The organism is Streptomyces longispororuber, assembly GCF_024448165.1.
GTDB classification, from domain to species: domain Bacteria; phylum Actinomycetota; class Actinomycetes; order Streptomycetales; family Streptomycetaceae; genus Streptomyces; species Streptomyces longispororuber_A.
Map to the genome: position 1 here is coordinate 1 of NZ_JAMOLN010000152.1, position 25,888 is coordinate 25,888.

Genomic DNA, 25,888 nt, shown 5'->3' on the forward strand with positions numbered 1-25,888 from the left:
GAGTGAGCGGCGGGGATTCGGGCGGTGGCACGGGCGGCGGCGGTGAACTCGCCGAGACCGGTGGCTCCTCCGAGGGAGCCGCGGTGCTCGGCGGGATCGCCGCGGTCACGGTCGCCGCGGGCGCGGCGACCGTCCTCGCGGTGCGCAGGCAGCGGGGCTTCAGCCCTCGCCGATGAAGCGCTCCAGCGCCTCCACGACCAGCGCGTGGTCCTCGATCTGCGGCAGCCCGGAGACCACCACGACGCCGACGACCCCGGCACCGCGCACGGTGATCGGGAAGGCGCCGCCGTGGGCCGCGTACACGTCCGGGTCGAGGCGCGAGGAGTCCTCGAACGTCGTGCCCTTGGCGCGGAAACGGCTGCCGACCAGGTACGAGGAGGCGTGGTAGCGCTCCACCACGCGGCGCTTGCGGGCGATCCACGCGTCGTTGTCCGGGGTCGACCCGGGCAGCGCCGCGTGGAACAGCTGCTGGCCGCCGCGCGTGATGTCGATGGCGACCGGCGCCTGCCGCTCGCGGGACAGCTCGACCAGGAGCGTGCCGAGGCGCCAGGCGTCGTCGTGCGTGAAGGCGGCCAGGGTCAGGCGGCGTTCCTGCTCCTGGAGGGTGGGGATGTCGGGGGCGGCCTTCGGCTCCGTGCTCACAGCGTCACCGTCACACCGTCGCGGGCCGAGCGGCGGGCCGCCTCCAGGACGTCGAGCGCGGCGGCGGCCTGGGTGGCCGGCACCGGGTTCGGGGCGCCGTCGCGCAGGGCGGCGGCCACGGCCGCGTAGTACGCGGGGTAGTCGCCGTCGACCGTCGCGAGCGGGCGGCCGCCGCCGGTCAGCGGGGACTCGCCGGAGCCGACGCGGCCCCACATCGACTCGCCCTCCACGCCCCACGGCTCACCCGCGGCCGGGCGCTTGCCGTCGCGCAGCGCCGCCTCCTGCGGGTCGAGGCCGTACTTGACGTAGCCCGCCTGCGAGCCGAGGACGCGGAAGCGCGGGCCGAGCTGGGCCGTGGTCGCGGAGACGTACAGGTGCGAGCGGACCCCGTTCGCGTGGGTGATCGCGATGAACGTGTCGTCGTCGGCCCCGGCGCCCGGGCGGCGCACGTCCGACTCGGCGTACACGGCGGCGGCGGGGCCGAACAGGACCAGGGCCTGGTCGACGACGTGGCTGCCGAGGTCGTAGAGGAGACCGCCGATCTCCTCCGGGTTCCCGGACTCGCGCCAGCCGCCCTTGGGCTGCGGACGCCACCGCTCGAAGCGCGATTCAAAGCGCCACACGTCGCCCAGCTCGCCGTCGGCCAGGAGCTTCTGGAGGGTCAGGAAGTCGTTGTCCCAGCGGCGGTTCTGGAAGACCGACAGCAGCAGGCCGCGCTCGTCGGCGAGGGCCGCGAGATCCCGGGCCTCGGCCGCCGTGCCCGCCACCGGCTTGTCGACGACCACCGGCAGACCGGCCTTGAGGGCCGCCGTGGCGATCGGCACGTGCGTCTTGTTCGGCGACGCGATGACGATCAGGTCGAGCTCGTCCGCCCGCTGCCAGAGCTCGTCGGGCGACGCGGCGAAGCGCAGGGCGTCGCCGTGCTCGGCGCGCGCCTGGGCCTGCCGCTCCGGGTTCGAGGTGACCACCGTGTCCAGGGCCAGGCCCTCGGTCGCGGCGATCAGCGGGGCGTGGAAGACGGAGCCTGCCAGGCCGTAGCCGACCAGGCCCACACGGAGGGGAGCACTCGTACCAGTCATGACTCCACTTAAGCAACGGTGTTGCCAAAGTGCAAGCGGGAGGGACAATGGGCCGGTGAACAGCCACGTCCCGCCCGCCAGAACCACTGCGGGCTTCAACCTCTCCGCCCTGCGCGGACACAATGCCGCGCTCGTGCTCGACCTGCTGCGCACCGCGGGCGAGGCCGGGATCAGCCGCCTGGAGCTCGCCGAGCGCACGGGGCTGACTCCGCAGGCCGTCAGCAAGATCACCGGCCGGCTGCGGGGCGACGGGCTCGTCGTCGAGGCGGGCCGCCGGGCCTCCACCGGTGGCAAGCCGCGCACCGTCCTGCGCCTGGTCGCCGGGGCCGGGCACGCGGTCGGCCTGCACCTGGACCGGGACGAGCTGCGCACCGTGCTGACCGATCTGACCGGCGCCGTCGTCGCGTCCCGGCGCGCCCCGCTCGACCTGGGCGCGGGCGCCGACACCGTGCTCGCGGCCGCCGCCCGCGAGGTCGACGCGCTGCTCGGCGACGGCGAGGGCGGCGCTTCCGTGCTCGGCGCCGGCGTCGCCGTGCCGGGGCCGCTCGACCACGCCGACGGAGTCCTGCACCGGGTCACCGGCTTCCCGCAGTGGGACGGCTTCCCGCTGCGCGACGCCCTCGCCGAGCGGCTCGGCCTGCCGGTCGTCGTCGACAAGGACACGAACGCGGCGGCCCTCGGACTCGCCCTCGACGGCGCCGCGGGCGACGGCGAGCGCTCCTTCGCCTACCTCCACCTGGGCACCGGGCTCGGCGCCGGACTCGTCCTGGGCGGCGCCCTGTACCGCGGGGCGCGCACCGGTGCGGGCGAGTTCGGTCACCAGGTCATCCAACTGGACGGCCCCGCCTGCGACTGCGGCAACCGCGGCTGCATCGAGGCGCTCTGCCTCGCCGCGGTCGCCGTCGGCACCGAGCGCGGGACCGACGAGGCGGCACGCGTGCTCGGCGAGGGCGCGGGGAACCTGGTGGGGCTGCTCGACATCGACGCCGTACTGCTCGGCGGCCGTACCGTGTCCGCCGCCGAGGAGCGGTTCGTGCGCGGGGTGGGCCGGGTGCTCGACGCGCGGGCGATGCGCGGCGGAGGCGGCCGGGCGATACCGGTGCGGGCCGCGCCGGGCGGCGCCACGCTCGTCGTCGAAGGGGCCGCGCAGCTGATCCTGGCGCCGCTGTTCGGGCGCGGGGACGCCGCCCTGCCCGCCAACCGGAACGGGGCGAAAGTTATCTGATTGAGCGTTTTTTCCGCGGCCATCGGGCCGTACGAGGGGCGTGGCGTGCCGGTCGGGCCGCGGGCGGGTGGCAGATTCCTCGGCCACCACCGCCGACGCCCGCGGGACCGTGGTCGTCGGCCGACTCCGCGACCAGCAAGGGCCCTTCATGCGACTGCGCCGAACGCTCGCCCTCGGCATCACCGCGACCGCCGTCACCCTCGCCGGCGCGGTCCCCGTCCCCGCGGCGCACCGCGCGTCCGCCTGCCAAGTCGCCCCGGGCAGCGCCGACTTCCCGATCGGCGCCCGGATCCACCCGGGCCGGGACGCGTACCGGGCGGGCGGCGGCCACCAGAACTGGTCGCTGGAGCTGACCAACACGACCGACGAGACCTGCGGCGACATCCACCCGGTGGTCGTCCTCGTCGACCGGCGGCGGACGCTGCGGCCCGCGCAGATCCGGCTGGAGTTCTTCGACGGCACGCGCTGGCGCCCCGTGCCCTTCGAGCGGACCGACCAGGACGAGAACGTGGGCGTCTTCGACGACGGCTTCCGCGGCTTCTCGGCCGGTCCCGGCCAGACGCTCACCGTCAAGGCGCGGCTCGCGTTCACCTCGGCCGCCCGCCCCGGCCACGTCGTCGCGACCGCCGCCGTCGTGCAGCGCAGGGCCGACGACGGCGACTGGGTGGGGGAGTCCAACGACTACCCGTTCGACATCGCGGGCAGCGAGGACGAGACCGGCGACGGCGACGGTACGGTCCCGGGCCTGCGGGACGAGCTCGCGAAGACGGGCCCCGACGCCCTGCGCGGCCTGGGCGCCGCCGCCTGCGGCCTCCTCCTCTGCGGTGCGGCCCTCGTGGCGGGCTCCCGGAGGATTCGCCCCGGGAGGCGCTGAGGCCGGGCGCCGCGCCGCCCTGCCCCGGACTCCGGGAAGGGGACGGGAAGGGCCTGTTCACCGACGTCTGCGACCATCCCTGCGTGGACTACCCGAACGACCAGGCACCCGGCGCCCCCGTGCGCGACGGCATCCCCGAGCACGGCCGCATCCCGAAGTACTACGCGGTGAAGGCCCAACTCGGTTCTCTCATCGGCGAGTTGGCGGAGGGCGAGACGCTGCCGACCGAGCGCGACCTCGCCGTGCGGTACGCGGTGTCACGGGAGACCGTCCGCCAGGCGCTGCGCGAGCTGCTCCTCGAAGGGCGGCTGAAGCGGCAGGGCCGGGGCACCGTCGCCGCGGGCCCCAAGCTGGAGCAGCCGCTGTCCCTCGCCTCGTACACCGAGGGCGTGCGCCGCCAGGGCCGCAGGCCCGGCCGTAACCTGATCGGCCTCGACCGCTTCCCGTGCCCGCCCGCGCTCGCCGCCGAGATCGGCCTGGAGCGTGGCGAGCCCGTCTGGCACATGGAGCGCGTGCTGCTCGCCGACGACGAGCGGGTCGGCCTGGAGTCCACCTACGTCGCGGTCGAGCGGATGCCGCGCCTCGACGTCGACTTCGACCCGGACTCGTCCTTCTACTCGTACGTCCACGAACGCCTCGGGATCGACTTCGGCTCGGCCGACGAGCGCATCGAGACCGTGCTCGCGACGCCGCGCGAGGCGCTGCTCATCGGCACCCCGCCCGCCCTGCCGATGCTGCTGATCCACCGCGTCTCGTACGACACGGCGGGCCGGCCGACCGAGCGGGTGCGGACGCTTTACCGGGGGGACCGGTTCTCGTTCACCACACGTTTGGGTGGCGACGGGCATTAACCGGGCGTCCCTGCCTGCCGGTTGACCACGACCGACATCCATCGATAACGGAAGCGTAACGGGTCTAGGCCAACCTTGGGTGCGCGTTCACCGTCCCGTTGCCGTCCGGACCGGTACGGGACACCCGTCCCGAGGAGCGTGGTCGCCGTGAGAGAAACGGAACGCAGGGGAGTTGAGGGCTGATGGCGGAACGGAGCAGCGGCATCCGGTTCGACCGGGTGTCCGTCGCGTACGGCGGGGGAGGCGCCCGCACCGTGGCACTCGACTCCCTCGACCTGACCGTCGAGCCGGGAGAGGTGATGGCCCTCCTCGGCCCGTCCGGATCCGGCAAGACCACCGCACTGCGCGCGGTCGCCGGATTCGTCCGGCCCACGTCCGGGCGCGTCCTCATCGGTGAGCGCGACGTCACCGACCTGCCGCCGCACAAGCGCGGCATCGGCATGGTCGTGCAGCAGTACGCGCTCTTCCCGCACATGCGGGTCGAGGACAACGTCGCCTTCGGGATGAAGGCCCAGAAGGTCCCCAAGGGCGAGATACCCGGCCGGGTCGCCGAGGCCCTCGAACTGACCGGCATGGCCGCCTACGCCAAGCGCTACCCGCGCGAGCTCTCCGGCGGCCAGCAGCAGCGCGTCGCGATCGCCCGCGCCCTCGCCATCCGGCCGGGCGTGCTCCTCCTCGACGAGCCGCTGTCCGCGCTCGACGCGCAGCTCCGCTCCGGCATGCTCGCCGAACTGGCGCGCCTGCACCGCGAGTTGCCCGACGTCTCCATCCTCTACGTCACCCACGACCAGGTCGAGGCGCTGACCCTGGCCGACCGGATCACCGTCATGGACCGGGCCCGGCTCCAGGACGTCGGCACGCCGCAGGACCTGTACCGCAGGCCGCGCACCGAGTTCACCGCGTCGTTCGTCGGCAACGCCAACCTCCTTCCGGTGACGGTGGGTTCGGGCGAGAAGGGCACGGTCTCCTTCGGGCAGGCCGAGCTGAAGGTGCCCACCCAGGACGTCGCGGCCGGGGCCACCGCCACGCTGTGCGTCCGCCCGCACCTGGTCGGGCTCGGCGACGGGCCCAACTCCCTCACCGGCGAGGTCGCCGAGGTCCAGTGGCGCGGCTCGACCCACCGCCTGTTCGTCGACGTGGACGGGCACCGGGTCAAGGCCGACCTCCGCGAACTGCGCGAGCCGCCCGCCCTGGGGGAGCGGGTGACCGTGCACTTCGCGCCGGAGGACGCGGTGCTGCTCGCCGCGGGGGTGGCCGAGGATGGCTAGCACCACGCTGACCGCACCGGTCGAGACGACCGCGAAGACCCGTACGAAGACGCCGAGTTGGGTGTGGTCGCTGCCGCCCGTCGCCGCCCTCGCGGTGGTCTTCCTCTACCCCCTCTACCTCGTCGTCGAGCAGTCGCTGCGCCCCGACACCGGCGGCACCTCGCTCCAGCCGTACGCCGACGTGTTCGCCTCGTCCGCGTTCCGGGAGGCGCTCGGCACGACGGTGTGGCTCGCGGTCGGCTCGACGGCCGGCTGCCTCGTCCTCGGGTTCGTGCTCGCGCTGGTCATCGCGTTCGTGCCGTTCCCCGGCGGGAAGGCCGTCGCCAAGTTCATCGACGTGTTCCTGTCCTTCCCGTCGTTCCTCATCACGCTGGCGCTGCTGTTCGTCTACGGGCAGGTCGGCATGGCCAACGGGCTGTGGACGGACGTCACCGGCGCGGCGAGCGGGCCCTTCCAGTTCCTCGCCACGCCCTGGGGCGTGCTCCTCGCCGAGATCACGTACTTCACGCCGTTCGTGATGCGGCCGCTGCTCGCCGCGTTCTCGCAGGTGGACACGGCCCAGCTGGAGGTCGCCTCGTCGCTGGGGGCGCGGCCCGCGCGGATCGTGCGGCAGGTGATCCTGCCCGAGGCGCTGCCCGCGCTGGCCGCCGGCGGTTCGCTGGTCCTCGTCATGTGCCTCAACGAGTTCGGGATCGTGCTCTTCACCGGGGCCAAGGGCGTCACGACGCTGCCGATGCTCGTGTACGGCAAGGCGATCCTGGAGTCGGACTACCCCGGCGCGTGCGTCGTCGCCGTGGTCAACGTGGCGATCTCCGTGGGGCTCTACGGGCTGTACCGGGTGGTGAGCCGCCGTGTGGGCGCCTGAACCGACACCGGGTGCGCCCCGCGGCGCAGCCGCTGACCGAAACAGCTCCGCGCCCCTGAGCGGCGCGTCGTCCCACCGGGAGGCGAATCCTCGTGCTGGTGCATAGCAAGACGGGCAGGTGGGCCACCTGGGGCGTCTTCTTCGTCCTCTTCCTGCCCCTGTTCGCCCTGCCCCTCCTCGTCATCCTCGCCGCGTCGTTCACCACGAACTGGTCCGGCGCCCTGCCCTCCGGGTTCACCGGGGCCCACTACACCGCGGCCACCAGCGGCGACTCGCTCTCCGCCCTCACCACCAGCCTCGTCACGGCCGTCACCGCGAGCGCGCTCGCCCTGGTCGTGGGTGGCTGGGCCGCGCTGGCGGCCGCGTCCCTGAAGAAGACCGGGCGGCGCCTGATGGACGCGCTGTTCGTCCTGCCGGTCGCCGTGCCGTCCGTGGTCGTCGGGCTCGCCGTGCTCGTCGCGTTCAGCAAGCCGCCGATGCTGCTCAACGGCACCCGCTGGATCGTCATCATCGCGCACACGATTCTTGTCACCGCGTTCGCCTACCAGTCGGTTTCGGCCGCCATCGTGCGTCTCGACCCGGCGTACGAACAGGCCGCGGCGTCACTCGGCGCCCGGCCCTCGTACGTCCTGTGGATGGTGAAGCTGCCGCTGCTGCTGCCGTCGCTGAACGCGGCCGCCGGGCTCTGCTTCGCGCTCTCCATGGGCGAGTTGAGCGCCACGATGATGCTCTACCCGCCGGACTGGATGCCGCTGCCGGTGCAGATCTACGCGATCACCGACCGCGGTTCGCTGTTCACCGGATCCGCGATCGCCGTGGTCCTGATGGCCGCCACGCTGCTGGTGCTGCTCGCCGTGTCGCGGGTCCGCACCAAGGCCTCGTACCGATAAGCCTCCTCGCTGCCTCGCCCCTCCGCATCTCTCCCTCAACGGCCCTGATCCCGCTAGGAGTTCACCTCGCCATGCGCAGAAGCACGCTCACTCCGGTCGCCGCCACCGTCGGCAGCCTCGCCCTCGCCGCGTCCCTGACCGCCTGCGGCGGCAGTTCCGCCGCCTCCGACGAGAAGGTCGTCACCGTCTACAGCGCCGACGGCCTCAAGGGCGAGAACGGCGACGGCTGGTACGACAAGGTCTTCAAGGACTTCACCGCGAAGACCGGCATCAAGGTCAAGTACGTGGAGGGCGGCTCCGGCGAGATGGTGCAGCGCGCCGTCCGTGAGAAGTCCAACACGCAGGCCGACGTCATCGTCACCCTGCCCCCGTTCATCCAGCAGGCCGACGGCAAGGGCCTGCTGGCGAAGTACGCGCCCGAGGGCGCCGACCAGGTCGACGGCGCCGACAAGGCGGCCGACGGCACCTGGACCTCCGTCGTGAACAACTACTTCGGCTTCATCTACAACAAGAAGGAACTGAAGACGGCTCCCCGGACCTGGGAAGAGCTGCTCGACGGGACGTACAAGAACAAGCTCCAGTACTCCACCCCGGGCGTGGCCGGCGACGGCACGGCCGTGGTCGTCAAGGCCATGCACGACTTCGGCGGCAAGCAGCCCGCCATGGACTACCTGAAGAAGCTCCAGGCCAACAACGTCGGCCCGTCCGCCTCCACCGGCAAGCTCGCCCCCAAGGTCGACAAGGGCGAACTCCTCGTCGCCAACGGCGATGTGCAGATGAACTACGCCCAGTCCAAGGACATGCCGAACCTCGGCATCTGGTTCCCGGAGAAGGCCGGTGGCAAGCCCACCTCCTTCGCCCTCCCGTACGCGGCCGGGCTCGTGCGGAACGCCCCGCACACCGCCAACGGCAAGAAGCTCCTCGACTTCATGCTCGCCACCGAGCAGCAGCAGGAGGTCAGCTCGATCGGCGGCGGCTTCGCGGCCCGCAGCGACGTCAAGGCCACCGACGCGAACGCCATCTCGCTCGCCAAGATCATGGACGGCGTCGAGATCATCGAGCCGGACTGGAACGACATCGACAAGAACCTCCAGACGTACGTGGAGGACTGGAAGTCGGCCACCGGCAGCTGACGGCAGCTGAGTCCATCGGGCGGTGACGAATGTCCATGGCCATTCGTCGGCGCGTCACCAAAAGATAACGGGTCTGGTCCAACACTCCGATGAAATCGGGGTGTTGGACCGTTCCGTGCCCCCACACCTCCGGAGGACCGCATGTCGCGCAGCACGTCCGGCGTCTCCCGCCGCTCGCTCCTCATAGGCTCCGCCACCGCCGCACTCGCCCTGGCCGTCCCCACCGCCGCGTCCGCCGCCGCCAGGACCGCCAAGGTCCTGGTCATCGGCCTCGACGGCACGCTCCTCAGCAGAATCAAGGACGCCGACGCGCCCCGCCTCAAGGCCCTGATGGCGGCCGGCCTCACCGCGCCCAGCCCGATCTACGCCGACCCGATGGCGCCCACCATGTCGGGCCCCGGCTGGTCGACGCTGATCACGGGCGTGTGGCCCGACAAGCACAACGTGAAGGACAACAACTTCACCGGCCACAAGTTCGCCCAGTACCCGGACTTCCTCACCCGCGTCGAGACCGCGAAGCCCAACCTGTCGACGTACGCCGTCTCCTCCTGGGCTCCCATCACGGACACCGTCTTCTCCTCGAAGGTCGACACCCGCGTCTCCACCCCGAGCGCCGAGTACGACACGGGCACCACCAGCCGCGCCGTCGCCCAGCTCAGGAGCGCCGATCCCGACGCCGTCTTCGTCCAGCTCGACAACGTCGACCACGCCGGGCACTCCTACGGCGCCGCCAGCCAGCAGTACCTGGACGCCATCCACGGCGTCGACGGCCAGGTCGGGCAACTGGTCGACGCCCTCACGTCCCGCGCCACGTACGGCACTGAGGACTGGCTGATCCTGATCACCGCCGACCACGGGCACACCGACGCCGGCGGCCACGGCGGCTCCAGCTGGCCCGAGCGCCAGACGTTCATGATCGCCGTGGGCGGCACCGCCGCGGCCGGCTCCACCCGGTACGACGTGCGGATGCCGGACGTCGCCGCCTCCGCCCTCGCCCACCTCGGCGTCGCCATCGACCCGGCGTGGGGCCTTGACGGCCGCCCGATCCAGCAGCCGACGCCCGACGACTTCGACACCCTGCGCGCCGAGCTCACCGGCCCGGTCGACGAGACCGGCGTCGGCGCGGGCGTCATCGGCTTCACCCACACCCCGCCCAGCGGCTGGTCCGTCGACAACACGGCGATGGGCACCGGCGGCGTCACCGAGTGGCGCGGCTGGTCGTTCACGACCGACGAGTTCTGGACCAGGGCGGCCCCCGACCAGCAGCGCGAGTCCAACGTCCGCGCCCGGAACGTGTTCGCGGTCGCCGACGGCGACGAATGGTCCGACAAGACCGTGTCCGGGACCTTCGACTCGACCCTCGTCAGCCCCGACTTCCCAGTCACCGGCGGCAGCCGGGCCACCCTCACGTACACGACCTTCTACCGCCAGGAGTCCCCGCAGAAGGGCGAGGTCCTCGTCTCCTACGACGGCGGCACCCCGGTCACCGTGAAGACGTACACGGCCGACGTGCCCTCCCGCACCGAGACCGTGACCCTGTCCGTGCCCAGCGGGGTGACCAGGGCGAAGGTGCGGTTCCGGTACACCGGCGGCAACAACTGGTTCTGGACGATCGACGGGGTCAAGATCAGCCGGTCCTGACGAGGGCCTGCCCGGCGGATCCTGTCGCGGGCGCGGGGTCCGGCACCGCATGCTGACGGCCGGACGGACACGACCTGATCCGCCGGGCAGGCCCTAGGCTGTGGGGCGTCGGCACAGCGTTGTCCCGGCGCCCCGTACAGCTCAGTAGTTACACCGCGGACCGCAGGAGAGCACCCCATGGCAGAGCGCAAGCCCATCGATTCGTGGCTCACCGACATGGACGGCGTGCTCATCCACGAAGGCGTGCCGATCCCCGGCGCCGACGCCTTCATCAAGAAGCTCCGCGAGTCCGGCAAGCCGTTCCTGGTGCTGACGAACAACTCGATCTACACCGCCCGTGACCTCCAGGCCCGCCTCACCCGGATGGGCCTGGAGGTGCCGGTCGGCAACATCTGGACGTCCGCCCTGGCCACCGCCAAGTTCCTGGACGCCCAGCGCCCCGGCGGCACCGCCTACGTCATCGGCGAGGCCGGACTGACCACGGCCCTGCACGACATCGGCTACGTGCTCACCGACCACGACCCCGACTACGTCGTCCTCGGCGAGACCCGCACCTACTCCTTCGAGGCGATGACCAAGGCCGTCCGGCTCATCAACGGCGGCGCCCGCTTCATCTGCACGAACCCCGACGAGACCGGCCCCTCCACCGAGGGCCCGCTGCCCGCCACCGGCGCCGTCGCCGCGCTGATCACCAAGGCCACCGGCAAGCAGCCGTACTTCGCGGGCAAGCCGAACCCGCTGATGATGCGCACCGGCCTGAACGCCATCGGGGCGCACTCCGAGTCCAGCGCCATGATCGGCGACCGGATGGACACCGACGTGCTGGCGGGCCTGGAGGCGGGCATGCAGACGTTCCTCGTGCGCACCGGGCTGACCAGCGACGCGGACATCAAGAAGTACCCGTTCACGCCCTCGCACGTCGTCGACTCCATCGCCGACCTCGTCGATCTGGTCTGACACCGGTCCGGCACTGATCCGCCCCCACCCGGCTGACCTGCGGCCGGGCCGTTCAAGATGCGGAATGCCGCCGCGCGCGTGAACCTGCCAGTACTAGGAGGTTCACGATGCGTGCTGGTCCGCTTGCTCTCCGTGCCGCAGGGGCGGCCGCCGTCCTGATGACCCTGCCGGTCACCGCGGCCCAGGCCGCCGACAGTGGCGGATCCGTCACCGTCTCCCCGTACGCCGTGCCACCGGGCACCGAGGTCGACCTGCGCGTCAGCGGCTGCAAGGGCACGACCGGCCGGGCCTATTCCGACGCCTTCGTCTCGCCCGGCGTGCTCGCGCCCTCCGCGGACCAGCCCACGCTCTTCGCGGAGGCCCGCGTCAAGTCGTCCGTCGCCCCGGGCAACTACGAGATCAAGGTGACCTGCGACGGCATCGACGGCAAGGTCAAGGGCACCGTCCGGGTCCTCGACAACCGTGCGACACCCACCCCGACGCCGACCGCACCGGTGCACGCCGGAGGGGGCGGCGCCGCCGCCGAGCTGGCCGCCGCCCACACCCGCCCCGCCGCCGCGCCCAGCGAGGGCCCCGGCACCCGGCACGCCGTCATCGGCCTGGTCCTCGCCGCGATCGCCGCCGTCGCCGTCGCCTTCCGCAGCGTCCGGCGCCGCCGGTCCTCACCCCAGTAGGCCGACATGGCGAACGGCGACCGACCGCACGGCGCCGGGCGACTGATCACCGGCGTCGCCTGGGCGGTGCTGCTGCTCGGCCTGTGGCTGTGGGGCCGCGGCGTCACCGATGTGAACCTCTCCTCGCCGACGACCGGGGACGCGGCCGCCGTCGGCCGCCCCCTCGGCGTCGAGCTGCCCGCCGCCCACAAGCCCGTGAAGGCCGCGAAACCCCAGCGCATCGACGTCTCCGCGCTCAGCATCCAGGCCCCCGTCGTCGCCCGCGGCCTGGACGGCGGCGGCGCCATCGACCCGCCGCCCTACGACCAGGCCGGCGTCGTCGGCTGGTACGGCCAGGGCACACAGCCGGGGGAGAAGGGCACGTCCCTGTTCGTCGGCCACGTGGACACCGAGACCCGGCCCGCCGTCTTCTACCACCTCAGCGAGGCCAAGCCGGGCGACAGCGTGCGGGTGGTGCGCGACGACGGATCGGTCGCCGAGTTCACCGTCGACGACGTCCAGGTCTTCTCGCGGGAGGCGTTCGACCCGCACAAGGCGTACGGGCCGCACCACTCGGACCGCGCCGAGCTCCGGCTGATCACCTGCGGGGGCACCTTCGACAAGGCGTCCAGGACCTACACGGCGAACGTCGTCGTCTCGGCCTATCTGTCGGGTATCAACGAGGCGCCGAAGAAGGCGAGTTGACCCGGGCTGCCCGGTCCCGGAAGGCACCTGGCCCGGCCGGCGGCCCGCTCCCCCCGGAGCCGCCGGCCGGGCTGGTCCTCGACCGCGGGCGCAAACGGGCTGCGGGAGTAACCCGGCGCCGGCGCGGGAGGTTCTAAGGGTCCGTCCGGTCGAGAAGGCCGAGGTCTTGGGCCTGACACAGACTCTAGAACGGATGGGCGCCGCAGCCTAGAGGGCGTTTGACGCCAAGTACGAGGATGGTGGCACAGCGTGGTCTTCGCAGGTCGGAGCCTGTTTTCAAGCAGGTCCGGACTTGCCCGGGGGTAACTCGCCCTCCGGCAGGACGCGATGGACCACCGCGCGCGCGACCTGGTCGAGGGGGAGTCGTTTGCTGCGCGCGTACTGGCGCAACGTCGTGAACGCGGAGTCCGGTGTGGCCCGCCAGCGCTCGGCGAGCATGCCCTTTGCCTGTTCGATCCGCACACGGCTGGCAAGTGCCGCTCGCAGCTGCCCCGCCAACGTCCTGTACTGGGCGTAAGCGCGATGGTTGAGCAGCCCCACGGCCGCCGCGTCGGCCAGGGTCTGTGCGATCGCCAATCCTCCTGTGCAGGAAGGGGGTTGAGGTGTGAAGACACTGATGGCTCCGAGCAGAACCTCGCGCTGACGCAACGGGACCGCGTAGGTGGTGGTGATGCCGTGGCGGAGGGCGACCGCGGTGAAGACCGGCCAGCGCATCGCCGCCGCCTCGGAGGCCAGGTCGACCGGCGGCACCGGCTTCCCCGTCTTCAGACTGTCGTGCGTCGGACCGGAGTTGCGGCCCGCCTCCAGCAACTCCCGCACGAGCTCCGGGCGTTCCGAACTGTGCGCGGCGGGGACCGGCCGGCCGTCCGGTTCGAGGAGCGTCACGCCGGCGCCCCGCGCGCCGAGGAACTCCACGCAGTGGTCGGCCAGCCGGCTCAGATAGCGCGCCGGATCGAAGTCGTCGAGGAGCGTGTCCGCGGACTCGACCAGGACTGTGGCCAACCGCAACTCATGGGTGTGGTGTGGCATCGTCCACGGCCCCTTCCGTCCCACTGGGCAGCGCTCTCCTGGTCGGCGCCTACCCTCCATCCGAAGCCTGTAACAGCTCTTTGACAAGGGGCGTCCGGCCTCGTGACCCGGCCGGGACGTATGTCACGATTGAGGACCAGACAGTGCACCCAAGGGGGAGTGGATGTACCGGAAACTGAGGACTGGAGCGGTCGTCGTGGGGGCGGCGCTGCTCGTGTCCGCGTGTTCCTCCGGAGGCGACGGCAAGGAAAACTCCTCGGCGTCTCCCGTCGAGCAGCAGCCCAGGAGTACCGACCCGTTCTGGGTCAATCCCGAGAGCAAGGCGGCCAAGGCCGTCGCGGACCTGGAGCAGGACGGCAAGGGCGACGACGCGAAGACGGTCCGCAAGATCGCCGAGCAGCCCAGCGGCGAGTGGATCATCCCGGAGAACGCGGAGGACCAGGCCCGCGGCTACACGGAGGCCGCCAAGAAGGCGAACCGCGACGCCCTGCTCGTCGTCTACAACATCCCGCACCGCGACTGCGGCAACTACTCGCAGGGCGGCGCCGCCGACGGCAACGCGTACCGGGCGTTCATCGACCAGGTCGCCGCGGGCATCGGGGACCGCCCTGCCACGGTGATCCTGGAGCCGGACGCGGTGCAGCACATGGTGGACAACTGCACGCCCGAGCAGTTCCACGAGGAGCGCTACGACCTGCTCAAGGGCGCCATCGCCAAGTTCAAGTCCCTGAAGAACACGACGGTCTACCTGGACGCGGGCAACGCGGGCTGGGGCAAGCCCGACCAGATCTTCCAGCCGCTCCAGTGGTCCGGCATCGACCAGGCCGACGGCTTCTCGGTGAACGTGTCGAACTTCTACTCCACCGAGGAGTCCGTGAAGTACGGCAAGGAGCTCTCGGCGAAGGTGGGCAACAAGCCGTTCGTCGTGGACACCAGCCGGAACGGGAACGGGCCGTACACCGGCGGCAAGGCCGACGAGCGCTGGTGCAACCCGCCCGGCCGGGCCCTCGGCGAGGCGCCCACCACCAAGACGGGCGATCCGCTGGTGAAGGCGTACCTGTGGGTCAAGCGGCCCGGTGAGTCGGACGGGACCTGCAAGGGCGGGCCCAAGGCCGGCGACTGGTGGGGCGAGTACGCGCTGAAGCTGGCGCAAGCCAGCAACTGACCCGGACCGAACGCCGGAGGGCGCGGGGAGTCGATCCGACTCCCCGCGCCCTCCGGCGTTCTGCGGCGTTCTGCGTGGGCTACGGCACGTGCACCCACTGCGCCTTGCTGGGCGTGCCCTGATCGTCCGTCACGAACAGCATGTACCAGCCCGATTCGACCAGCGAGCGGTTCTTCGGGACGGTCACCGTGACCGAGTCGTCCGACTTCTTCAGGTCGAGCGCGATGGACGTCTGGTCGACGTCCGTGACGTGCGTGGACGCGCTGGGCCTGATCAGCCGGGCCGTCTTGATCGACGACGCGTGCTCCGTCTTGTACGTCGCCGACGCGCCCCGCCGGATCGTCCGCTCGCCGCCGTCCAGCGTCGGGCGCGAGTCCCGGTACAGGTACGGCGGCGTGTAGATCTCGATGCGCTGCTCGAACTCGCCGGGCTTGGTGTTCGCCTTGTCCGAGTAGAGCGAGTCGGAGCCGAAGAACAGCACCCGGCCGTCGGGCAGCAGCAGCGAACCCGAGTGGTAGTTGCGGCCCACCAGCGGGTCGGCGACCCGCTTGAACGCGTTCGTCTTCGTGTCGTAGAGCCGCGCCTGGTGGATGTTCGAGTCGCCGCGCCCGCGGTAGTCCTCCGAACCGCCCGAGACCAGCACCGAGTCGTCGGGCAGCACCGAGGCCTGCGGGTAGCGCGTGCCCTTCTCCAGCTGCGGCCCGTCCGTGAACTTCGGCGCCGCGTCCTTCAGATCGACGATCCGGGTCTTCTTGCTGGAGAGCTTGGACTCACCGACACCGCCGCCGCCGATCACCATGTACTTCTGGTCCTGCGCGGGCGGTAGCTCGACCGTGTTGGCCGTCTCCATCATGTTCGCGTCCGAAAGACCCGGGATCTTCTGGAACTTGTTCGTCGTCAGGTCCCAGATGCCGGGCTTGCGGCCGACGTTGTCCGGCCCGTAGCCCGCGTTCGCGCCCGAGTAGAAGATCTTGCCGTTGGCCATCTGGAACAGCGCCGGGTACGTCGGGAACTGGCGGATGTCCTTCAGGTACGTCCACTTCTTCGTCTTCGGGTCGTACACCTCGTTCTTGCCGGGTACCAGCTGCCCGATCTCGTCGAGGCCGGAGACGGAGAGGACCTTGCCGTCCGAGAGCGTGGTCAGCGTCGGGTACCAGCGCGCCTCGTTCATCGGGTCGACCTTGATGTACCGCTCGGCGACCGGGTCGAACTCGTAGGAGTCCTTGATCCCCTGAAAGTCCTTCTTGTCGAGCGCCAGCTTCTGCGCGATGCCGTACACGTTGCGCGCGTCGGCGCCGGTCAGGCCCTGCACCCGGTAGTTGTCCTGGGTGCCCGTCTCGTACTTCGCGCCGGACTTCTGCGCCTCGACGTAGACCCGGCCGATGCCCGGCTCGTTGCGCAGGAACTTGCCGGTGTTCGGGTCGAAGACCTTCTTCGCGCGGTCGACGGTGATGTTGATGTCGGAGACGAACGTCTTGCCGTTCTCCTTGCCGGTGAACTTCGTGCCGGCCTTGATCGTCTTGGGCGCGTCCGGGTCCTCGTTGTGGACGATCATCAGGCCGCCGGCCTTGGTGACGTCGCCCTTGAGCTTCTCGTACTTCTTGGTGCCGCCCGCGATCAGCAGGTTCCCGTTCGCCAGCTGCGTGTGGCCCGTGCAGAACAGGTCACTGGGCGTCGGGATCTTCTTGATGGTCTTCTTCACCGGGTCGTAGAGCCGGGTGTCGAACTTCTTCGCGTCGAAGTTCTTCTGGTTGTTGCCCGAACCGGCCACCAGCAGGATCTTGCCGGTGTGGAGCAGCGCCGCGTGGATCGTGTTGAGGCGCATGTCCTCGGGGAACTCGACGACGTCCCACTTGCCGTTGTCGGCCTTGTACTCCGGTCTGTTGATCTTGTACTCGTGGTACTTGGCCGACCCGAAGCGATACAGCCAGGGTCCGTTCATCCCGGCCAGCGCCAGTACCACCACCGTGCCGATGGCTATGCGCCGGGCACGGCGGCGGCTCGCACCGTCTTTCACTTGTTACGTCCCCCCAGGGAGATCTGCATGGTCTGGTCGTTGCCCCCGTCGCTGCGGCCCGCGGCCCAACTGGGCTTCTGCTGCGGCACGCTGTGCGACGGCGCCACCTGCTGGGGCGGCTGGGGCTGCGACGGTTCACCCGGCTCGGCGGCCGGCGGCTTGGGCTTCTTCTTCTCCTGCCGGAGCATGTAGCGCCAGGCGAACATCGGCAGCGCGGTGATCAGCAGGGCGAAGCAGGCCCAGGTGATCATCGCGGGGTGCGAGTGCCCGTAGACGAATCCGGCGCCGATCGACCCGGCGAAGATGAGGATGAAGTACCAGTGGTAGCGGAAGGTCCCGAACCAGCGGTCGGGGCTCGCCGAGTCGCCCTTGGGGGTCACCACGAACTTGCTCTTGCGGCGCAGCGCGGCGTCGAAGAGCGCCTTCGCGTACAGCGGCGCCGACAGCGCGGACATCACCATGCCGGCCACACCGCCGGAGCCCTCGGGCTCGTGCGGCGAGACGTTGTGCCGGCGGTTCCAGATGTAGAGGCCGATCTGCAGCGCCGACGCGTTGCCGTACAGCATCAGCCAGATCGTCGGGTCGATGTTCACACCCGAGGCGCCCAGACCCAGGAACAGGGCACAACTCAGCGCCGCCAGGATCCAGTTGAGGGCCGACATCGGGTAAAAGATGATCATCATCGTGTAGTTGAAGAGCTTGCTCGGCGGAAGCGAGAACCAGCCCTTCCAGTACTGCTTGAGGATCGTCTCGTACGTGCCGCGGGACCAGCGCATCTGCTGCGTGAAGAAGTCCGTCCAGGCGCTCGGGCCCTCACCGACGGCCAGCACGTCCGGCGTGTACACGGAGCGCCACTTCTTGCCCGTGGCCGGGTTCTTGTGGCGGTGGATCTCGAAGCCGGTCGCCATGTCCTCGGTGATCGAGTCGTACAGACCGCCGATCTGCTTGAGGGCCTTGATGCGCACGGCGTTCGACGTGCCGACGAACATCGGCGCGCCGTAGCGGTTGCCCGCGCGCTGGATCAGCGCGTGGAAGAGGAACTGCTGCGACTCGGCGGCCTTGGTGACGAAGTTGTCGTAGTTGCCGTAGACCTGCGGGCCGATCACGAAGCCGACGTTCGGGTCGCGGAAGAAGCCGAGCATCCGCTCCAGGTAGTTCGGCAGCGGCACGTGGTCGGTGTCGACCGAGGCGAAGTAGTCGTAGTCGTCGCCGTGCGCGTCCAGCCAGGCGTTGTAGTTGCCGTGCTTGGTCTTGGCGCGGTGCGGGCCCTTCGGCTGGTTCCACTTCGCGACGCCCTTGCGGGAGAAGTGGTGCACGCCGAGCCGCTCGCAGACCGCCTTGACCTCGGGGTCGTCGCCCTCGTCGAGGAGCCAGATGTGCAGCAGCCCCCGGTGGCGCAGCTTGACCGCCGCCTCCAGGGTCTTCGTGACCATCTCGATCGGCTCCTTGCCGGGCACGAACGAGGTGAGGAAGGCGACTCTCGTGCCGGTCTCGGGCACCACCGGGATCGGGTCGCGGGCGACCAGCGTGGCGTGCGCGTTCGACAGCACGTTCATGCAGCGGAAGAACTCGATCAGACCGATCGACACCAGCATCACGATGTCGAGCGTGGGCAGGAAGTCGTACTCCACGTAGTCGCGTTCGGTCCAGTGCTCGGGCTGGAGCAGCCAGAACAGCAGGACGAGCGAGAGCAGCGGTGCGGCGCCCAGCATCAGCGCGGCCCGTATCCGGTGCGGCTCCTGGGAGAGCAGGGAGCGGTACTGCACCTCGTACGGCTTGTTCGGATCGGGCTGGGTGAGGGGTCCTGCGAGTCGGCTGTAGTGCTCGTAGTCGTACCGCGGCAGCGTCTTCTTGATCCGCCGGAAGCCGCCGGTGCGGTGCGGTGGCACCCGCAGCTGGGTCGTCTGGGACGGGTCGAAGCCCTCGCGGGCGCCCGTCGGCGTCGACGTCATGATGAGTCATCCCCCCGCACGCGAGTCACCGCGTGGTCGTCGGTCCTCGTCAGGGTCCGGTCCCCCTCGACCTTTCCCTGACGTATCAGTGGCAGGCCACCGTCCCACCCTCTCTAAGACTGGAACGACAACCTTCCGGTTGCATGATGCCCCCCTCGACATCGCTTCATGAACGGGGCCCCCATCCCCGCGCCGTGCGCAACCGGACCGTGCCGTGTTCCCGCCACGTGCAGGCCCCAACTACCTTGCACCGTAAGCCTCATTGGAGCCAATGGCTCCAGGATAGGGTGCTGCGCCCCGCCTCATGATCGCAAGGGCGATACGCAGCGAAACACGGTGTTTACCGGTCTTGCTGTGGGGTTGCTGTCAATCGGCGCCGAATGTTGGTGAAGTGATCCCTTATGGCCTGTTCTGCCCTGATCGCATCGCCGGATCGTACGGCGTCGAGGATGTCCCGGTGCTGACGGCATGTCACGTGTGGGTCCTGCGGGACGTCCGCGAGGTCCGTGCGCACCCGGTGGAACGCCTCCCAGAACGCTTCCAGCACCTCGCCGAGCAGGGGATTGCCCAGGCCCCGGTAGAGCGTGGCGTGAAATGCCCGGTCGGTGGCCGCCGCGACGGATCCGTCGGGGGAGCCGGCCTCCTTCTCCATCCGCCCCACGAGGGCGTCGAGTTCGGCCAGGTCCTCCTCGGGCACGCGGCCCGCGAGCCGGGCCACGAGGCCGGTCTCGACGGCCTCGCGCAGTTCGAGGAGCTGGCGGAGGCTGTCCTCTCCGCGGTAGTGGGCGGCGACCGTGCGGAAGGCGAGGCCCTCGACCATCGGGGCCATCGACATCGGGCCCACGTACGTGCCGAACCCGTGCCGGATCTCGACGATGCCCATCGCCTGCAGCGCCTTGAGCGCTTCCCGTACGGAGTTGCGGCTGACGCCCAGCAGCTCCATCAACTCGGGTTCGGTGGGCAGGGAGGCGCCGGGCGGTAGCCGCCGCTCCACGATCAGCCTCTTGATCCACTCCTGAAGGTCCCGCTGCGCCATGCGCTCACCGTATCCGGCGGGGGTCCGTTTGTTCGACTGACGGCCGGTGGGGGCTGGTCGCGCAGTTCCCCGCGCCCCTGAAGGGCGCTACGCGAAAGGCCCCCACCGGAGTGGAGGCCTTTCGTTGTCGGTGCGCCGCCAGGGACTCGAACCCCGGACCCGCTGATGCTGTGTCTTCCCGGGGGTAACCCCCGGACCCCCAGCCGTTTCCCGGTGCCGGGGCGGGCCGGTCGGGATACGCGAAAGGCCCCCACCGGAGTGGAGGCCTTTCGTTGTCTGTGCGCCGCCAGGGACTCGAACCCCGGACCCGCTGATTAAGAGTCAGCTGCTCTAACCAACTGAGCTAGCGGCGCCTGCTGACCTGCATAACTTTACCCGACCTCCGGGGGTGCTCCTGACCACTCGACGCGCCGGGGGAGGGGGTGAATTGTGGGGATTTCCATCATTCGGACCGTCAACATGCGATTTGTCCGGACAGTTGAGACGCTTCCTGCGTGCGAGCACGAGGCGAAATAGAGCAGTGGGCGGCACGGGAGTGTGAGGGGAATCGCATGGAGAGTCCGGTATTCGAGGAGATCGAGCCGGCGGACGACTGCGGGTGCGCGGGGTGCGTCCAGTGGCGCAGAGCCGTCCCGCATCCGGTGCGGACGAAGGCCGGCGCCCGGCACGCCCTGGTGATCGCGGCAGCGGCCGGCACCGTCATCGGCGGCCTGCAGACCGCCGCCCCGGCCACCGCGACCGAACACCACGAGGCCAGACCCGGCGACCCGACCCCGCCCCCGGCCGGCGGACCGACGACCCCGCAGGGCGGGACCAGCCCGCTGCACGGCGCGCCGGGCCAGGCCGCCGGCTCGGTCGACCTCGCGCAGCAGAGCGCGCTGCGCACCACGACCCGGGCCGCGATCATCAACCGCGCCAAGACCTGGGTCGAGGCGAAGGTCCCGTACAACATGGACAAGTACTGGAAGGACGGGTACCGGCAGGACTGCTCGGGCTTCGTCTCCATGGCGTGGGACCTGCCGGGCAACGAGTGGACCGGTTCGCTCGCCACGTACGGCACCCGGATCACCAAGGCGCAGCTGCAGCCCGGCGACATCCTGCTCTTCCACAACCCGGCCGACCCGGAGAAGGGGTCGCACGTCACGATCTTCGGCGGGTGGACGGACTACACGCGCACCTACTACATCGCGTACGAGCAGACCCGGCCCGGTACGCGGAAGCAGGCGACGCCCTACGCGTACTGGAGCAACTCCAGCCGCTACCTCGCCTACCGCTACAAGGGCGTGAAGGCGGGCGGCACCTCCGGGTCGGGGGCCTCGACCACCAAGTTCCCGGGAGCCGCCTCCTTCGGGCCCGGCGCCGACAACGCGTACGTCACCCAGCTCGGGCGGCTGCTCGTGGAGCGGGGCGGGAAGCGGTTCTACTCGCAGGGGCCGGGGCCGCGCTGGGGCGACGCCGACCGCAGGGCGACCCAGGCGTTCCAGCGGGCGCAGGGCTGGACCGGGGCGGACGCGGACGGCATTCCCGGCCCGACGACCTGGTCGTACCTGGTCAGCGGGAAGGGGAAGGACATCCCGGGCGGGAGTGCCGGGAGCGGCGGGAGTACCGGGTCCAAGGTCCCGGCCTTCCCGGGTGCCGGTTCGTTCCGGCCCGGCGCGAACAGCGCCGCCGTCACGCAGCTCGGCAAGCAGCTCGTGAAGAAAGGTTTTGGCAGGTACTACAGCCAGGGTCCGGGACCGCGCTGGGGCGAGGCGGACCGGCGGGCCGTCGAGGCGTTCCAGCGGGCGCAGGGCTGGCGGGGCGCCGCGGCCGACGGCTATCCGGGACCCGAGACCTGGCGACGGCTCTTCTCATGAGCACGGCTTCCTCGCACGAGTGCAGTGATCGCAACGCGGAGGGTTCGATGACCGAAACCGAGAGTGGGGCGCGGGGCGCTCGGCTCATCCACAACGAGGCCACCACCGAGATCCCTGTCCACCTCCTGTTCCGCGACGACCCGGACCCGGTCCCCGTACCGATGAGCCCCGTGGTCGTCGGCACCGGAACCGGGAGCACCGGCGCCGGCCGGCCCGCGGCACGCCGGATGCCGCCGCGCGCGCCCGCCCGGCCGGTGCCCTCCGTCGACCCGGAGATCGGCGAGCGGCCGGGGCGGGTGCTGCCGGGCGCGGTCGGGGTGTTCGGCGGGGCGGTGGGCGCGGCCGGGGCCGCGGCGTCGCTCGGCTGGGCCGGGGCGCTGCCGCGGATCATGACGGAGATCGCCGGGCTGCCCGGGTACGAGGGGGTGGGGCTCGGGCCCGTGCAGTGGGCGGCGGTCGCGGGTTCCGGTGCGCTCGCGCTCTTCGGCTTCGGCGGGCTCGCACGCGGGCGGACCGGGCGGGCCTGGGTGCTCACGCTCTTCGGGCGGTACCGGGGGAGCGTGCGCAGGGCCGGACTGATGTGGGTGAACCCGCTGTTCCTGCGCCGCCGGGTCGACGTACGCCTGCGGCACTGGCGCAGCGAGCCGATGCCCGCGGTCGACGCGAACGGGGTCGCGCTGCGCGTCGTCGTTCTCGTGGTGTGGCGGATCAAGGACACCGCGAAGGCGACGCTCGGGGTGGAGGACCACGAGGAGTACCTGCGCGCGTGCGTGGAGGCGGACATGGCGCGGGTGCTGTCCCAGCTGCCCGCGGACGCCTTCCACGAGGACGCGCCGACGCTGCGCAACGCCGAGGCCGTCGGCGGTCTGCTCACCCGGCGGCTGGCGGCGGACGCCGAGCCGGTCGGCATCGAGGTGTTCTCGGCGCAGCCGACCCGGATCGAGTACGCGCCCGAGGTGGCCGCCGCGATGCAGCGCCGCCGGATCGCCGCGCTCGACGCGCAGCACCGGGACTCGGTCCTGACGTCGGTCGTGGACTCGGTGGAGGACACGGTGACCCGGCTGACCACGCGGGGTCTGGTCGAGCTGGACGACTATGAGCGCAAGGCGCTCGTGAAGGATCTGACGGTGGCGTTCTACACCGGGCGAGGTGAGTGACGCTCCTCGGGACGGGTGGGGCCGGTGGGTTCGGTGGGCCGTGCGGTGCGGCTCCGCTATTGGTATGGACATGTTCAACTTCCGGCAATACATTGGGCGTTGGTCTAGACCTGAACTATCGCTGTGCGCACGGCTACCGGAACTCCCCACACCCCCAGGAGCGGCAGCATGCGAAAGAGGATCTACGCGGGCCTGCTGGGTCTGACCACCGCCGGGGCCTTCGCGCTCTCGGCCGGTGGCGCCAGCGGCCACGGCTACACCGACCTGCCCATCAGCCGGCAGAAACTCTGTGCCAACGGCACGGTCAGTGGCTGCGGCAACATCCAGTGGGAGCCACAGAGCGTCGAGGGGCCCAAGGGCTTCCCGGCCGCGGGTCCCGCCGACGGGCAGATCTGCTCGGCGGGCCACGGCGAGTTCGGCGCGCTGAACGCCGCCAAGCAGCCGAACGGCACCGCCTGGCCCACCACGAAGGTGACGGGCGGTCAGAACTACACGTTCCGCTGGCAGTTCACCGCGCGGCACTCCACCACGGACTTCCGCTACTACGTCACCAAGGACGGCTGGGACGACAGCAAGCCGCTGACCCGGTCGGCCCTGAACACCACCCCCTTCCTCACGGTGCCCTTCAGCGGCCAGCCCCCGGCGACCCTGTCGCACTCCGGTGCGCTGCCGTCCGGCAAGTCGGGGCATCACGTGATCCTTGCGGTGTGGACGATCGCGGACACCGCGAACGCGTTCTACGCCTGCTCGGACGTCACGTTCTGAGGTCCGGGGTCTCTGAGGTTGCCTTGAGGCTCTTCCGGCCCGAACGCGGGTAACTTCCCTGCGCACCACCCCGTTTCGACCGCGGGGCGGTGCGCAGGGTTCGAGCACGGGGGAGTCCCATGGACGTCATCTTCTACGCGGCGCCGGCGTTCATCGCCTGCGTCGCGCTGGCCATCGGCTACGCGGCGCTGCGCCGCACGCTGCAACTGCGTGCGGCCTGGCGCGGCGGGCTCACGGCGGAGGCGCGCTGTCTGCGCGCGTACACGAAGTCGCGCGGCGGCGACCATCCGCGCACGGTGCACCACCACGTCTACGAGTTCACCACCCGCGGAGGCCGCACCGTCCGCTTCGACGAGGTGGGCGGCTCCGCCATGACCGTCGCCGGCGACGTCGTGGTCGTGCACTACACGGACCACCGCCCCGAGCACGCCACGGCCAGGGAGCCGCGACCGGTGGCGAACCTGACGGGAACGGTGTTCCTGCTGGGGTTCCTGGGCCTCGTGGTGGGCTTCTGCGTGTACTTCGTGGCCGATCTGCCCACGGACGGCTTCTGATCCGCCGACCGGCCCTCTCCACTTCTGACGGTACGTCAATTATCGTGCGCCGCCATGGGATCCATGACGCGCACCTTCGCCGAACTCGTCCAGGCGCGGTGGCAGGACCACCGGCCGGGACTCGCGTTCGAGGATCAGGTTCTCAGCCATCACCAGGTCGCCGCGGGGGCGGCCGCCCGCGCCGCGCTGCTCGGTGAGCTGCTGCCCCGCGGCGCCGTCCCGCACATCGGGGTGCTGCTCGACAACACCCCCGAGTTCCCGCAGTGGCTCGGGGCCGCCGCACTCGCCGGGGCGGCCGTCGCCGGGATCAACCCGACCCGGCGCGGCGCCGAGCTCGCCCGCGACATCACCCACACCGAATGCCGCGTCCTGATCACCGAGCGCGCCCATCTGCCGCTCCTCGACGGGCTCCGGCTGCCGGGCGTACGGGTGCTCGTGACGGACACCGGGGCGTACGCGGAGCTGCTCGCCGACTACGCGGGGGCCGAGCCGGAGGCCGATGGGCGGGCCGGTCCCGGCGCGCACATGCTGCTGTACTTCACCTCCGGCTCGACCGGCGCCCCCAAGGCCGCCATCTGCACCCAGGGGCGCCTCGCCGCCGCCGGGCAGTCGCTGGTCGGCCACTTCGGCGTACGGGCCGACGACGTGCACTACATCTGCATGCCGCTCTTCCACGGGAACGCGGTCATCGCCGACTGGGCGCCGGCCATGGCGGCGGGCGCGGGCGTGGCGCTCAGGCGGCGCTTCTCGGCCTCCCGGTTCCTGGGTGACGTAAGGAAGTTCGGGGCGACCTACTTCACGTACGTGGGCCGCGCCGTGCAGTACCTCCTGGCCACGGAGGAGCGGGCCGACGACCGGGACAATCCGCTGCGCGTCGGGTTCGGCACCGAGGCGGGGGCGGTCGACGCCGCGCGGTTCGAGGAGCGGTTCGGGGTGCGGCTCGTGGAGGGGTACGGCTCGTCGGAGGGCGGGGCCGCGGTGCAGCGCACGGCCGACACCCCGCCGGGCGCGATCGGGCGGGCGGTGGCCGGGGACGACCTCGCGGTGCTCGACCCGGTGACGCGGGCCGAGTGCCCCGCCGCCGTGTTCGACGCGGGCGGGCGGCTGCTGAACGGGGCGGCGGCGATCGGGGAGCTGGTGAACCGGGGGCGGTCGCCGTTCGAGGGGTACTGGCGCAATGACGGGGCGTACGCGGAGAGGGTGCGCGAGGACGGCTGGTACTGGACCGGTGACCTGTTCTTCCGGGACGCCGACGGCTTCCTCTACTTCGCCGGGCGCGGTGACGACAAGATCCGGGTCGACAGCGAGAACCTCGCCCCCGCGATGATCGAGAACATCCTCGCCCGGTGGCGGGAGGCGGCCGCCGTCGCGGTGTACGGGGTGCCCGATCCGGTCTCCGGGGACCAGGTGATGGCGACCGTGGCGCTGCGGCCCGGCGTGGGGTTCGACCCGCTGGGCTTCGGCGAGTTCCTGCTGGCGCAGGGGGACCTGGGGACGAAGATGGCGCCCCGGTTCGTGCGGGTGGTCGAGCGGATGCCGGTGACCGCGACGAACAAGGTGCGGCGGGGGGAGTT

The 25,888-nt window shown here is 71.1% G+C and carries 24 protein-coding genes and 1 tRNA gene; 18 read left to right on the top strand and 7 right to left on the bottom strand.

The genetic code is table 11. The features are described 5' to 3' along the window. The first annotated feature begins 2 nt into the window (after nucleotides 1–2). Nucleotides 3–176 (top strand): LPXTG cell wall anchor domain-containing protein, encoded by a 174-nt coding sequence (locus tag M4J07_RS33255; protein WP_255978038.1) that lies wholly within the window; start codon nucleotides 3–5, stop codon nucleotides 174–176. On the opposite strand, the gene M4J07_RS33260 is transcribed toward M4J07_RS33255, so the two are convergent. Together M4J07_RS33260 and M4J07_RS33265 are read right to left on the bottom strand one after the other, a co-directional pair. Next, nucleotides 160–642, bottom strand: a complete 483-nt coding sequence (locus M4J07_RS33260) for a heme-degrading domain-containing protein (RefSeq protein WP_255977990.1) — start codon at nucleotides 640–642, stop codon at nucleotides 160–162. The two genes, M4J07_RS33255 and M4J07_RS33260, sit on opposite strands and share 17 nt — an antisense overlap. Continuing rightward, a complete protein-coding gene (locus M4J07_RS33265; RefSeq protein ID WP_255977992.1) occupies nucleotides 639–1,721 on the bottom strand; it encodes a Gfo/Idh/MocA family oxidoreductase in 1,083 nt (360 codons plus the stop codon). The genes M4J07_RS33260 and M4J07_RS33265 overlap by 4 nt, the downstream gene beginning before the upstream one ends. Between M4J07_RS33265 and M4J07_RS33270 the strand changes: the two genes are divergently transcribed. The 11 genes from M4J07_RS33270 (at nucleotide 1,720) to M4J07_RS33320 (ending at nucleotide 12,783) form a co-directional block, all read left to right on the top strand. Then, nucleotides 1,720–2,946, top strand: a complete 1,227-nt coding sequence (locus tag M4J07_RS33270) for an ROK family transcriptional regulator (RefSeq protein ID WP_305128503.1) — start codon at nucleotides 1,720–1,722, stop codon at nucleotides 2,944–2,946. The two genes, M4J07_RS33265 and M4J07_RS33270, sit on opposite strands and share 2 nt — an antisense overlap. A gap of 148 nt (nucleotides 2,947–3,094) precedes the next feature. Then, on the top strand, nucleotides 3,095–3,820 hold the full coding sequence (locus tag M4J07_RS33275) for a hypothetical protein (protein ID WP_255977996.1): 726 nt from the start codon (nucleotides 3,095–3,097) through the stop codon (nucleotides 3,818–3,820). A gap of 83 nt (nucleotides 3,821–3,903) precedes the next feature. Further along, nucleotides 3,904–4,671 (top strand): GntR family transcriptional regulator, encoded by a 768-nt coding sequence (locus M4J07_RS33280; RefSeq protein WP_255977998.1) that lies wholly within the window; start codon nucleotides 3,904–3,906, stop codon nucleotides 4,669–4,671. A gap of 182 nt (nucleotides 4,672–4,853) precedes the next feature. Then, entirely contained in the window at nucleotides 4,854–5,939 is a 1,086-nt protein-coding gene (locus tag M4J07_RS33285) for an ABC transporter ATP-binding protein (protein ID WP_255978001.1), read from the top strand. Continuing rightward, on the top strand, nucleotides 5,932–6,804 hold the full coding sequence (locus tag M4J07_RS33290; RefSeq protein WP_255978003.1) for a 2-aminoethylphosphonate ABC transporter permease subunit: 873 nt from the start codon (nucleotides 5,932–5,934) through the stop codon (nucleotides 6,802–6,804). Before M4J07_RS33285 ends, M4J07_RS33290 begins: the two co-directional genes overlap by 8 nt. 92 nt (nucleotides 6,805–6,896) lie before the next feature. Further along, the gene (locus M4J07_RS33295) at nucleotides 6,897–7,694 is read left to right on the top strand and encodes an ABC transporter permease (protein WP_255978005.1); all 798 of its coding nucleotides are present in this window, start codon (nucleotides 6,897–6,899) and stop codon (nucleotides 7,692–7,694) included. Between the two features lie 71 nt (nucleotides 7,695–7,765). Next, complete coding sequence (locus M4J07_RS33300; protein WP_255978007.1) at nucleotides 7,766–8,827, top strand: 2-aminoethylphosphonate ABC transporter substrate-binding protein; 1,062 nt, start codon at nucleotides 7,766–7,768, stop codon at nucleotides 8,825–8,827. A gap of 141 nt (nucleotides 8,828–8,968) precedes the next feature. Next, the gene (locus tag M4J07_RS33305) at nucleotides 8,969–10,468 is read left to right on the top strand and encodes an alkaline phosphatase family protein (RefSeq protein ID WP_255978009.1); all 1,500 of its coding nucleotides are present in this window, start codon (nucleotides 8,969–8,971) and stop codon (nucleotides 10,466–10,468) included. 177 nt (nucleotides 10,469–10,645) lie between these two features. Next, nucleotides 10,646–11,425 (top strand): HAD-IIA family hydrolase, encoded by a 780-nt coding sequence (locus M4J07_RS33310; RefSeq protein WP_255978011.1) that lies wholly within the window; start codon nucleotides 10,646–10,648, stop codon nucleotides 11,423–11,425. 107 nt (nucleotides 11,426–11,532) lie between these two features. Continuing rightward, nucleotides 11,533–12,099 (top strand): hypothetical protein, encoded by a 567-nt coding sequence (locus M4J07_RS33315; protein WP_255978013.1) that lies wholly within the window; start codon nucleotides 11,533–11,535, stop codon nucleotides 12,097–12,099. A 6-nt stretch (nucleotides 12,100–12,105) separates the two neighbouring features. Next, a complete protein-coding gene (locus M4J07_RS33320; protein ID WP_255978015.1) occupies nucleotides 12,106–12,783 on the top strand; it encodes a class F sortase in 678 nt (225 codons plus the stop codon). Between the two features lie 276 nt (nucleotides 12,784–13,059). Here the strand turns inward: M4J07_RS33320 and M4J07_RS33325 are convergent, their stop codons facing one another. Further along, complete coding sequence (locus tag M4J07_RS33325) at nucleotides 13,060–13,785, bottom strand: GAF and ANTAR domain-containing protein (RefSeq protein ID WP_255978017.1); 726 nt, start codon at nucleotides 13,783–13,785, stop codon at nucleotides 13,060–13,062. 190 nt (nucleotides 13,786–13,975) lie between these two features. On the opposite strand from M4J07_RS33325, the gene M4J07_RS33330 reads away from it, so the two are divergent. After that, complete coding sequence (locus M4J07_RS33330) at nucleotides 13,976–14,977, top strand: glycoside hydrolase family 6 protein (RefSeq protein WP_255978019.1); 1,002 nt, start codon at nucleotides 13,976–13,978, stop codon at nucleotides 14,975–14,977. Between the two features lie 79 nt (nucleotides 14,978–15,056). Here the strand turns inward: M4J07_RS33330 and M4J07_RS33335 are convergent, their stop codons facing one another. The 4 genes from M4J07_RS33335 to M4J07_RS33350 all read right to left on the bottom strand — a co-directional run bounded on the left by M4J07_RS33335 (nucleotide 15,057) and on the right by M4J07_RS33350 (nucleotide 20,335). After that, nucleotides 15,057–16,994: a galactose oxidase-like domain-containing protein gene (locus tag M4J07_RS33335; protein ID WP_255978021.1), complete on the bottom strand. Its 1,938-nt coding sequence runs from the start codon at nucleotides 16,992–16,994 to the stop codon at nucleotides 15,057–15,059. Further along, nucleotides 16,991–18,946, bottom strand: coding sequence for a glycosyltransferase family 2 protein (locus M4J07_RS33340; protein ID WP_255978023.1), 1,956 nt, complete (start codon nucleotides 18,944–18,946; stop codon nucleotides 16,991–16,993). The genes M4J07_RS33335 and M4J07_RS33340 overlap by 4 nt, the downstream gene beginning before the upstream one ends. A gap of 340 nt (nucleotides 18,947–19,286) precedes the next feature. Then, on the bottom strand, nucleotides 19,287–19,982 hold the full coding sequence (locus M4J07_RS33345; RefSeq protein WP_255978025.1) for a FadR/GntR family transcriptional regulator: 696 nt from the start codon (nucleotides 19,980–19,982) through the stop codon (nucleotides 19,287–19,289). Nucleotides 19,983–20,261: 279 nt separating this feature from the next. Continuing rightward, nucleotides 20,262–20,335: transfer RNA gene (locus tag M4J07_RS33350), tRNA-Lys, on the bottom strand. A 198-nt stretch (nucleotides 20,336–20,533) separates the two neighbouring features. Here M4J07_RS33350 and M4J07_RS33355 point away from each other — a divergent pair. The 5 genes from M4J07_RS33355 to M4J07_RS33375 all read left to right on the top strand — a co-directional run. Next, entirely contained in the window at nucleotides 20,534–21,838 is a 1,305-nt protein-coding gene (locus M4J07_RS33355) for a peptidoglycan-binding protein (RefSeq protein WP_255978027.1), read from the top strand. Between the two features lie 47 nt (nucleotides 21,839–21,885). After that, nucleotides 21,886–22,995 carry an SPFH domain-containing protein gene (locus tag M4J07_RS33360; protein WP_255978030.1) on the top strand — a complete coding sequence of 370 codons (1,110 nt, stop codon included), beginning with the start codon at nucleotides 21,886–21,888 and terminating at the stop codon, nucleotides 22,993–22,995. Nucleotides 22,996–23,163: 168 nt separating this feature from the next. Beyond that, nucleotides 23,164–23,760 (top strand): lytic polysaccharide monooxygenase auxiliary activity family 9 protein, encoded by a 597-nt coding sequence (locus tag M4J07_RS33365; RefSeq protein ID WP_255978032.1) that lies wholly within the window; start codon nucleotides 23,164–23,166, stop codon nucleotides 23,758–23,760. 119 nt (nucleotides 23,761–23,879) lie between these two features. Further along, nucleotides 23,880–24,314, top strand: coding sequence for a DUF3592 domain-containing protein (locus M4J07_RS33370; RefSeq protein ID WP_255978034.1), 435 nt, complete (start codon nucleotides 23,880–23,882; stop codon nucleotides 24,312–24,314). Between the two features lie 54 nt (nucleotides 24,315–24,368). Beyond that, the coding region (locus M4J07_RS33375; RefSeq protein ID WP_255978036.1) for an AMP-binding protein at nucleotides 24,369–25,888 on the top strand (1,520 nt) is incomplete at its 3' end.